Origin of the sequence: Micromonospora rosaria, assembly GCF_001567585.1 — a bacterium.
In the GTDB taxonomy this organism is placed as follows: domain Bacteria; phylum Actinomycetota; class Actinomycetes; order Mycobacteriales; family Micromonosporaceae; genus Micromonospora; species Micromonospora rosaria.
Genome location: NZ_LRQV01000094.1, coordinates 19,279 through 28,770, shown reverse-complemented (window position 1 = coordinate 28,770; position 9,492 = coordinate 19,279). Strand labels below are relative to the sequence as shown.

The following is a 9,492-nucleotide window of genomic DNA, read 5'->3' as shown; positions in this document are numbered from 1 at the left end:
CTACGCGCAGTGGGAGAAGCAGGCCGCCGACCTGGTCGCCGAGCACTGGAAGAGCTGAGCATCCGCCGGCCGGTACCCCACCCGGGGTGCCGGCCGGCTTCGTCGTGCGCCGGCGGCCGACCCTCCTGCCGCGCGCCCGCGCCCGCCGACGGTGAGCAGGAGGCGCCCCGGCCTCAGCCGGCGTGCAGGCGGTCGCGGAACGTGCTGCGGTAGCTGTTCGGGGTGGCCCCCACCCGGCGGGTGAAGTGGTGCCGCAGCGTGGCCGCGTCCCCGAACCCGGCCCGGTCGGCGACGTTCTCCACCGTCAGCCGGGTCTCCTCCAGCAGCCGCCGGGCCAGCAGCACCCGCTGGTTGGTCAACCAGTCGTGCGGGGTGGTCCCGGTCTCGGCCCGGAACCGGCGGGCGAAGGTGCGCGCGGACATCCCGGCCCGCGCCGCCAGCTCGTCGACCGTGACCGGGCGGTCCAGGTGCCCCATCAGCCACTGCAGCACCGGCTCCAGGGTCGGCGCCTCGGGCGTCGTCGGGATCGGCGCCTCGATGTACTGCGCCTGCCCACCGTCGCGGTGCGGCGGGACGACCATCCGACGGGCCAGCCGGGTGGCCACCGCCGAGCCGTACTCCTCGCGGACCAGGTGCAGGCAGGCGTCGATGCCGGCGGCGGTGCCGGCGCTGGTGAGCAGCCGGCCGTCCGCCACGTAGAGGGAGTTGACCCGGATCCGGGCCCGGGGGTGCCGGCGCTGCAACTCGTCGACGTGCCGCCAGTGGGTGGTGCACTCCCGGTCGTCGAGGAGCCCGGCCGCGCCGAGCACGAAGGCGCCCGCGCAGACGCTCATCACGTACGCCCCCCGGTCGGCGGCGGCGCGCAGGGCCTCCAGGACCGCGTCGGGGATCGGCGTCCCCTCGGCGTGGGCGGGCACGGCGACCAGGTCCGCGTCCGCGACCGCCCCCAGATCGGTGTGCGGGACGAGGGCGAATCCGGACTTCGTCCGCACCGGAGCGCCGTCGGCGGTGCAGACCGTGAACCGGTGGGTGGGGAAGCCGTCCTCGCTGCGGTCGGTGCCGAAGATCTCGGCGAGCACGCCCAGCTCGAAGACGGCGACGTTGTCGAGCGCGATGACCGCCACCGAGTGGAGCATGTGACGAGGGTAACCCGGGCGCTGGCAGGATTTCTAGGTCGGGTGGCATTCCTGCCACTGTTCGGTGGAATGGGCCCGGCGCAGACTGGACCCAGTCCGGTGCGCACCGGCGGCGAAATCGAGAGCAGTCACGCGAAAGCGAGCGCCGCCATGGAGATCCTGTTCCTTCTCTTCCTCTTCCTCGCCCTCGCCGCCGCCTCGGCGCTGGGGCTGACCGTGGACAGCCGCGACTCGGCGGACTGGCGGTCGACCGACGAGGGTCGCCGGCTCCGCCCCGGGGCCTGCTGACCAGAATGTGGGCTTCTGTTCCTGATGTTCCGGCGGGGTCGCGGCAAAGCGGCGGCCCCGCCGACGGAAGCCCACCGGCGTACGGCAGGCTAGGAGCATGGCTGACGGCTCCTGGTACGACGCCGACATCGACCACGTGATCATTTCCGAGGCACAGATCCGCGAGAAGACCGCAGAACTGGCCAAGCAGGTTTCGGTGGACTACGCCGGAGCGACCGACGCGCTGCTGCTCGTCTGTGTTCTCAAGGGCGCGGTCATGTTCATGGCCGACTTCGCCCGCGCGCTCGGGCGGCACGGCCCGCCGGCCGAGTTGGAGTTCATGGCCGTCTCCTCGTACGGCCAGGGCACCTCCTCCTCCGGGGTGGTCCGCATCCTCAAGGACCTGGACCGGGACATCGCCGGCCGGCACGTGGTGGTCGTCGAGGACATCGTCGACTCCGGGCTGACGCTCAACTGGCTGCTGCGGTACCTGGAGTCCCGGTCGGCGGCGAGCGTCGAGGTGGTGGCCCTGTTCCGCAAGCCCGACGCGGTGAAGGTGCCGGTCCCGGTGAAGTACGTCGGCTTCGACATCCCCACCGAGTTCGTCGTCGGGTACGGCCTCGACTTCGGTGAGCGCTACCGCGAACTGCCGTACGTCGGTGTCCTGAAGCCGGACGTCTACGCCCGTAGCTGAATCGGCGGGCCCGGTTCCGGGCCCCGCCGCGCCGCCCGGTCGGCCCATCCGGTGCCGACGGCCGGCCGCCCGGCTCGTGACCGCGTCCGATCCGCGTCCGTCTAGCGGACGTACAGCACACTTTCAGCCGACCCGGCTACCGTAGGTGTCGGTGGCGTGGAGGTGGCTCCGCGCCCGGCCCTCCGCCCCGCGTGACCGGGCGGGCGGGTGGCCGGAGCGGATCTCCCCGCCACGCCGGCCTTCGCCGGTGCACCAGCCCGCGTCCGGGCGGGGGTCACGGCTTCGTCCGTCGGCTCCGGCGGGCGGGGGCGCGTCCGCGAGACGACCCTCGCGTCCGGTGCTGTCGCTCCCCTGCGAGCAGCCCCGAAACGCTCACACCTCGCGTGCACGGTGTACCGTCGAATGACCGCGGCGCGGCAGTTTCGTGCTTCGGGGTCGAGGCCGGCCCGCACGGCGGCTCCGGCGAGCCGCCCCGGCGGCGACACCATCAGACGGTCAGGACGTCGATCAGGAGGATGCGGGCGTCTCGGCGCTCGACGACAGCATGGAACGTACGCGTTTCTTCCGCCGACCGGTGGTCTGGATCATCCTGGTCATCCTCGGCGCCGTTGTGCTCAGTCAGCTCTTCACCGCTGGGCCCAGCTACCACCGGGTGGACACCACCGTTGCGCTGGACCAGCTCAACACTGCGAAGATCGATAAGGTCGTCTACCAGGACAAGGAACAGACGATCCGGCTGGACCTGGCCGAGGAGGCCGAGTTCGGGGACACCACCACCAAGCTGATCGAGGCCCAGTTCCCGTACGAGGCCGGCCAGCAGGTGTGGAACCAGGTCCTCGAGGCCAAGGCCGCCAACCGGGTCACCGGCCCGGCCGACGTCGAGGTGTCGTCGGACAGCATCTGGGTGAGCCTGCTGGTCAACCTGCTGCCGATCGCGCTGCTCGTGCTGCTGCTGCTGTTCTTCATGTCGCAGATGCAGGGCGGCGGCTCCCGGGTGCTCAACTTTGGCAAGTCCAAGGCCAAGATGATCACCAAGGACACGCCGAAGACCACCTTCGCCGACGTGGCCGGCTCCGACGAGGCCGTCGAGGAACTGCACGAGATCAAGGACTTCCTGCAGAACCCGGCGAAGTACCAGGCCCTCGGCGCGAAGATCCCCAAGGGTGTGCTGCTGTTCGGTCCGCCCGGTACGGGTAAGACCCTGCTCGCCCGCGCGGTCGCCGGTGAGGCCGGGGTGCCCTTCTACTCGATCTCCGGTTCCGACTTCGTCGAGATGTTCGTCGGTGTCGGCGCCAGCCGGGTCCGGGACCTCTTCGAGCAGGCCAAGGCGAACGCCCCGGCGATCGTCTTCGTCGACGAGATCGACGCCGTCGGCCGGCACCGTGGCGCCGGCATGGGCGGTGGCCACGACGAGCGCGAGCAGACGCTCAACCAGCTCCTCGTCGAGATGGACGGCTTCGACGTCAAGGGCGGAGTCATCCTGATCGCCGCCACCAACCGGCCGGACATCCTCGACCCGGCGCTGCTGCGTCCCGGCCGGTTCGACCGGCAGATCCCGGTGGACGCGCCCGACATGGAGGGCCGCAAGGCCATCCTGCGGGTGCACGCCAAGGGCAAGCCGTTCACGCCCGACGTCGACCTCGACGCGGTGGCCCGGCGGACCCCCGGCTTCAGCGGTGCCGACCTGGCCAACGTGATCAACGAGGCCGCGCTGCTCACCGCGCGCAAGGACCAGCGGGCGATCAGCAACGACTCCCTGGAGGAGTCGATCGACCGGGTGATCGCCGGCCCGCAGCGCCGGACCCGGGTGATGGGCGACCAGGAGAAGAAGATCACCGCGTACCACGAGGGTGGGCACGCGCTGGTCGCCTGGGCGCTGCCGCACGCGGCACCGGTGCACAAGGTGACGATCCTGTCCCGGGGCCGGTCGCTGGGGCACACCCTGGTCCTGCCGACCGAGGACAAGTACACCCAGACCCGGGCCGAGATGATCGACACCCTGGCGTACGCGCTGGGCGGCCGGGCCGCGGAGGAACTGGTCTTCCACGAGCCCACCACGGGCGCCGGCAACGACATCGAGAAGGCCACCCAACTGGCCCGCGCGATGATCACCCAGTACGGCATGAGCTCCAAGCTCGGTGCGATCAAGTACGGCACCAGCGGCGACGAGCCGTTCCTCGGCCGGAACATGGGCCACGAGCGGGACTACTCCGACTCGGTGGCCGCCGAGATCGACGCCGAGATGCGCGCCCTGATCGAGCTGGCCCACGACGAGGCCTGGGAGATCCTGGTGGAGTACCGGGACGTGCTGGACAACATGGTCCTGGAGCTGATGGAGAAGGAGACCCTCTCCACGGCTGACATGGCCCGGATCTGCGAGCGGGTGGTGAAGCGTCCGCCGATGGCCCCGTACAACGGGTTCGGCAAGCGGCAGCCCTCCACCGAGCCGCCGGTGCTGACGCCCGCCGAGAAGGACGCGCTGAAGGCGCAGGCCCAGGCCGACGGCGCGCAGGCCACGGTCGGCGGTGGTGGAAACACCTCGTCGAACAGCTCGGACGGCCAGCACTGAGTACCGACGACACGGCGGCCGGACCCGGACAGCCGGGGCCGGCCGCCGCCGACTCTGCCACCGAGCCCGGCGACGACGGGCTGGACTACATCGCCGCCCGGCTGATCAACGGCAAGCTCACCGGGCGTCCGGTCGAGGAGGCCATCGACCTCACCCGGATCGAGAAGGCGGTCCGCGAGATCCTCATCGCGGTCGGCGAGAACCCCGACCGGGACGGCCTCGTGCAGACCCCGGCCCGGGTGGCCCGCGCGTACGCCGAACTCTTCGCCGGGCTGCGGGTCGACCCCGCCAAGGTGCTCACCACCACCTTCGAGGCCAACCACGAAGAGTTGGTGCTGGTCCGGGACATCGACGTGATGAGCCTCTGCGAGCACCACCTGCTCCCGTTCCGGGGCAGCGCGCACATCGGGTACATTCCCGGCCCGGACGGCCGGATCACCGGCCTGTCCAAGCTGGCCCGGCTGGTCGAGGTCTTCGCCCGCCGTCCCCAGGTGCAGGAGCGGCTCACCTCCCAGATCGCCGACCTGCTGATGGAGAGCCTCGCGCCGCGCGGCGTGGTGGTGGTGCTCCAGTGCGAGCACATGTGCATGGCGATGCGGGGCATCCAGAAGAGCGGCGCCCAGACCATCACCTCGGCCGTCCGGGGCAGCCTCCAGCACGACGCGAAGTCACGGGCCGAGGCGATGGCGTTGATCATCCCCCGCTGAGCCGGCCGCCCGTCCCGCACCTCCGGCCCGCTCCGGCGCACCGCGCCGGGGCGGGCCGTTCGCACCGGCGCGGCGGTCGCCCGGGGCGGGTCAGGGACGCGCCGGTGCTGGTCGGGATGCCGGTTCGCCGGGCGGGTGGCTCGGTCGGTCCCCGGGCGGCTCGGGTCGCTCGACGGACGGCGCGGGTCAGCCGGCCAGCATCACCAGGAGCAGGCCGGCGGTGGTCAGCACCGCCGGAACCAGACAGACCAGCGCCCCGAAGCGGGGGGTGCGGTCCAGGCGCCCGTCCGGTCCGGGGCGTACCAGTCGGCCGAGGCCGACCCAGCCGGCGAGGAAGGCCGCCGCCGGCATCGGCACACCACCGAGCAGTGCCGCCACGGTCACCGGGCCGGGGCCCGCCACCAGGTGGAGCACCACCTGGAGCACCGGTACGAGCAGCGCCAACGGCCCGTACACGACCAGGTTGCGGAGCCGGACCGGCCACCGGTCCAGCCGGAACATCCCCGGCGAGTCCAGTACCGCCTCGCCGTCCGTCACCCAGCCCCGCGCCGTCCGCAGCGCCGTCAGCACGGCCGCCGGTCCGCTCGACATCGTCCGGGTGGCCGCCGCCACCTCGGGCGGCGACGGTTGCAGCGACATCGCCGGTACGCCCAGCTCGCGGAGCCGGACCTGCTGGGCGGTGAGTCTCGTGCGGACCTCGGCCAACTCCTCCCGGGCGGCCTGCACCCCACGGTGCTGCTCGCCGGCGGCGGTGGCGGCGCTGCGGCGTACCGCGTCGAGTTGCCGGGCGGCGGCGAGGTAGGCCGTCCAGGCGGTGGCCACCGGATCGGCGGCGGACTCCACCCCCTCCTCGGGCTCGGGCCGGTCGGGGGTGTGTTCGGCGTCGACCCGGGATGCGGGGGCCACCGGCGCGCTCTGCCCGGGGTGCGACGTGCCGTCGCCCTCGGCCCGGACCGTCCCGGCGGGACGCGCCTTTCGCTGCGGCTCCTGCGCCGGCACGGGGACGGGGTCGAGCTGGTCGCGGGGTGCCGGGGCCGGCTGGTCCCGCGACGTGGCCGGCTGCGGGTCGCCGGCGCTCTGCCGGCCGGGAACAGGTACCGTCCGCATGTCGCCCGGTGGGCTCATGCCTGGTCCTCCTCGTCCTCGAGGGCGAACGGCACCAGCACCCGGCCCTGCTCGTCCGGGCCGTCCCAGAGCACCGCCCGGGCCGGTCGGGGCCGCCACTGGACCGGCCGGCCGAAGACCCCGGCCAGCTGCGCGCCCGGCACGTCCACCGCCACCACGGCAGCGAGCTTGTCGACCTCCCCGTCCGGCTCCAGCAGCGCGGCGAACGACGGGGTCGTCCGCCACCAGCCGAGCAGGTGGGTACCGGCCGGCGGCCCGTCGCGCAGCAGCGCCCGCACCCGCTCGCGGGGCAGTTCCTCGGCCGAGGGGGCGTCCAGCCCGAAGACCACCAGCACGATCGGCCCCTCGGCCGCCACCGGCCCCGTCCCATCCCCCGCCACCGGCCCCGTCCCGGTCGCAGCCGATCCCGTCCCCGCTTGTTCCGGCGCAGCCGGTGCGGGCTGGACCTGTGCCGGCGTCCTGGCCTGGGCCTGGGCCGGCGTGTCTGGCCGGGTCGAGCGGTCGGGCCGCCCGGGGTGGGCCTCCTCCGGGCTCCCCAGGAAGGGCAGGTGCGCCAGGCCCGAGCGGTCCACCGTGGTCACGGCGTGCTGCCCGGCCAACTCCGCCGCCAGTCGTCCGGCCACCGGGACGGCCTCGTCCACCAGGCAGGCGATGACGAACCGGGCGGTACCCGGCGGATGGTGGGCGGCCGTGGCGCGCGTCGCCGTGGCCAGGAGCCGGGCCGCCGGCAGCCCCGGGCCCAGGACGGCGAGGTTACGTCCGGTCGACGGCCCGAGCGGCACCGCGACCGTGGACCGTGCGACGTCCACCGCCCGCCCCAGCAGCGCGGCCGGACCGGGGGCCCGCCCCAGCAGGGCAGCCCGGTAACAGGGGTCGTTGCGCAGCAGCGGGCGGGCGTACCCGGCGAAGACCAGCGGCGGCGACGACCCGTCCGGCCGGGCCGTCCAGAGCGTACGGCGCAGCTCCTCCACCGTGGTCGGGGCGTCCTCCGGGTCCGGGAAGCGGATCATCCGTTCGTGGCCCCGGGTCGCGCCCTGCGGGCCGCCCAGCCCACCGGCGGTGTTCACCACGGCGCTGCCCACCGGCAGTCCGGCCGCGGCGTCGTTGCTGGGCTCCAGCACCGCGCCGCCCCCGGGCAGGGCCACCCGGACCGGGAACTGTCCGAGCATCGAGTCGCGCGAACCCGACCCGGTGCCCAGCCCCAGGTCGTCCTCCCCGGCCAGCAGCAGGTGGACCCCGTACGCCCGGCCGGCGCGGGCCAGCGTGTCCAGGCTGGCCAGCGCGGTCGCGCCGAGCCCGTCCCGGCTCCGCGCGGCGGCGGTCGGGGTGGCCCGGTCCCGCGAACGCGCCGCCCCGGACCGGTCCGCCGGTGCGCCGGGCAGCAACGTGCCACCCGGCGACACCTCCGCCGACCTCGCCCGGCCCGGCTCACCGAAGAGCACCTGAAGGTTGTCGACCACGCAGACGATCCGGGGCAGCGCCAGGTGTTCCCGCAGGTCGGCGAAGCGCTGCCCGCCGGTGAGCGCGGCCACCTCCGCGCGGCGGCGCACCTCGGTCGCCAGCGCGTCGAACAGGTCCAGGACGTACTCCCGGTCGGCCGCCATCGCGGCGGAGCGGACCTGGGGGATCCAGGTCCGGTCCCGTTCGGTCTGGAGGAACTCCACGAACGCCTCACCCGGACCGAGGTCCGCCAGGTGCAGGGTCAGCTCCTCCGGGCCGTACCGGGCGGCGAGCCCGAGCAGCACGTTGGTCAGGAAGGCCGAGCGCCCGGCGGCCGAACGGCCACTGACCAGCCAGTGCGGGGTCAACTCGGTGAAGCCCACCGGCACCGGCCGCCCCCCGGCGTCGCCCACCGTCGTGCTGAGCCCTGCCGCCGAGTCCGCCGCCCACCGCTGCGTCCCGGGCTCGGGCAGGAGGTCCGCCAGGGACAACCGGGTACCCGCCTCGACCTGCTCGGCGAGGTGCCGGCAGACCGTCTCCACCAACTCGGCCGGCGGATCCTCGGCGAGGAAGACGGGCGCGTTCAGGCCCCCCGCCGCCCCGTCGCCCACCCCGCCGAACGAGGCACCGGGCGGATCACCGACCAGCGCGTACGCGTTGCGTACCGTCACCGGCGTGGCGTGCGGCAGCGGGTCCCGGCCGGTACCGGGCCAGCCGGCCAGTACCAGGTGCAACCCGGCCGACGGCCCGGAGCGGGCCAGCGCCGCCAACCGGGCCAGCTCGGCGTCGCCGGTCCCGGCGGGGAACGCCGACACCACGAGCAGCAGCGTACGGTCCCGCCGCCGGGGTCGGGCGGCGTCGGGCGCCACCCACTGCTCCGCCTCGCCGAGCACCCCCCGCAGCCCCGCGACGTCGAGCGCGGGGGGCGGCAGCGGCCCGGCGTCGGCCAGCGCGCCGAAGGGCGCGAACACCTCCCCGCCCTCCGTTCCGTCCACGGCCCGGACCAGCAGGCAGCCGGCCGGCGTGGCGGCGAAGAGCCGGAGCAGCACGGCGCGGAGCAGCCCGGCCACCCGGGCGTCCCGGGCATCCGTGTCCACGGTCAGATGACCGGAGCCGAGCAGGGGCACCAGCGCGGGGAAGCGCGCGTCGTCCAGCGGGGCCGCCGTACCGACCACGACGAAGGAGGGCGGGACCTCGTCCGGGGGCGTCTGCGCGGTCAACGTCTCCAGGGGCGCTCCCGCCCAGCCGGGGGCGAGGATCGTGGCCGCCGACCGGAGCCGGTCCGCGAGTTCGTACTGGCGGCGCTGGTCGGCCGGTACCGGCCGGGTCTCGTCCAGGACCTCGGAGGCAGCGGTGGCGGTGGCGGCGGCCCGCCGGTGCAGGGCGGCTGCGCGGCCCGTACGTGCCCTCGGAACGGCCACCGCCTCCACCCCTCTTCCCGAGGTCGGCAAACTCCCTCCCCGAGCAGGCACCGTATCCCAGGCAGAGCCGGACATCCGGGATGCGCCCCGGCGCTGCGCCGTAGTTGTCACCGATCGTGGGAAACTCTCACCA

Annotated in this window: 7 protein-coding genes; 4 read left to right on the top strand and 3 right to left on the bottom strand. The window is 74.1% G+C overall.

Going from position 1 to position 9,492, the window contains the following annotated elements:
- Nucleotides 1-173 precede the first annotated feature (173 nt).
- On the bottom strand, nucleotides 174-1,136 hold the full coding sequence (locus AWW66_RS22045) for a GlxA family transcriptional regulator (protein WP_067369725.1): 963 nt from the start codon (nucleotides 1,134-1,136) through the stop codon (nucleotides 174-176).
- A 150-nt stretch (nucleotides 1,137-1,286) separates the two neighbouring features.
- On the opposite strand from AWW66_RS22045, the gene AWW66_RS34545 reads away from it, so the two are divergent.
- The 4 genes from AWW66_RS34545 (at nucleotide 1,287) to folE (ending at nucleotide 5,373) form a co-directional block, all read left to right on the top strand.
- Nucleotides 1,287-1,424 (top strand): hypothetical protein, encoded by a 138-nt coding sequence (locus tag AWW66_RS34545; protein WP_169807153.1) that lies wholly within the window; start codon nucleotides 1,287-1,289, stop codon nucleotides 1,422-1,424.
- Between the two features lie 97 nt (nucleotides 1,425-1,521).
- Entirely contained in the window at nucleotides 1,522-2,097 is a 576-nt protein-coding gene (gene hpt, locus AWW66_RS22035) for a hypoxanthine phosphoribosyltransferase (RefSeq protein ID WP_067369720.1), read from the top strand.
- A 544-nt stretch (nucleotides 2,098-2,641) separates the two neighbouring features.
- Nucleotides 2,642-4,666 carry an ATP-dependent zinc metalloprotease FtsH gene (ftsH, locus tag AWW66_RS22030; protein ID WP_067369717.1) on the top strand — a complete coding sequence of 675 codons (2,025 nt, stop codon included), beginning with the start codon at nucleotides 2,642-2,644 and terminating at the stop codon, nucleotides 4,664-4,666.
- Nucleotides 4,667-4,755: 89 nt separating this feature from the next.
- Nucleotides 4,756-5,373 (top strand): GTP cyclohydrolase I FolE, encoded by a 618-nt coding sequence (gene folE, locus AWW66_RS22025; protein WP_067369714.1) that lies wholly within the window; start codon nucleotides 4,756-4,758, stop codon nucleotides 5,371-5,373.
- Nucleotides 5,374-5,559: 186 nt separating this feature from the next.
- Here the strand turns inward: folE and AWW66_RS22020 are convergent, their stop codons facing one another.
- Together AWW66_RS22020 and AWW66_RS22015 are read right to left on the bottom strand one after the other, a co-directional pair.
- Entirely contained in the window at nucleotides 5,560-6,498 is a 939-nt protein-coding gene (locus AWW66_RS22020; RefSeq protein ID WP_342671932.1) for a hypothetical protein, read from the bottom strand.
- On the bottom strand, nucleotides 6,495-9,368 hold the full coding sequence (locus AWW66_RS22015) for an FtsK/SpoIIIE domain-containing protein (RefSeq protein WP_067369711.1): 2,874 nt from the start codon (nucleotides 9,366-9,368) through the stop codon (nucleotides 6,495-6,497). The genes AWW66_RS22020 and AWW66_RS22015 overlap by 4 nt, the downstream gene beginning before the upstream one ends.
- Nucleotides 9,369-9,492: the final 124 nt, after the last annotated feature.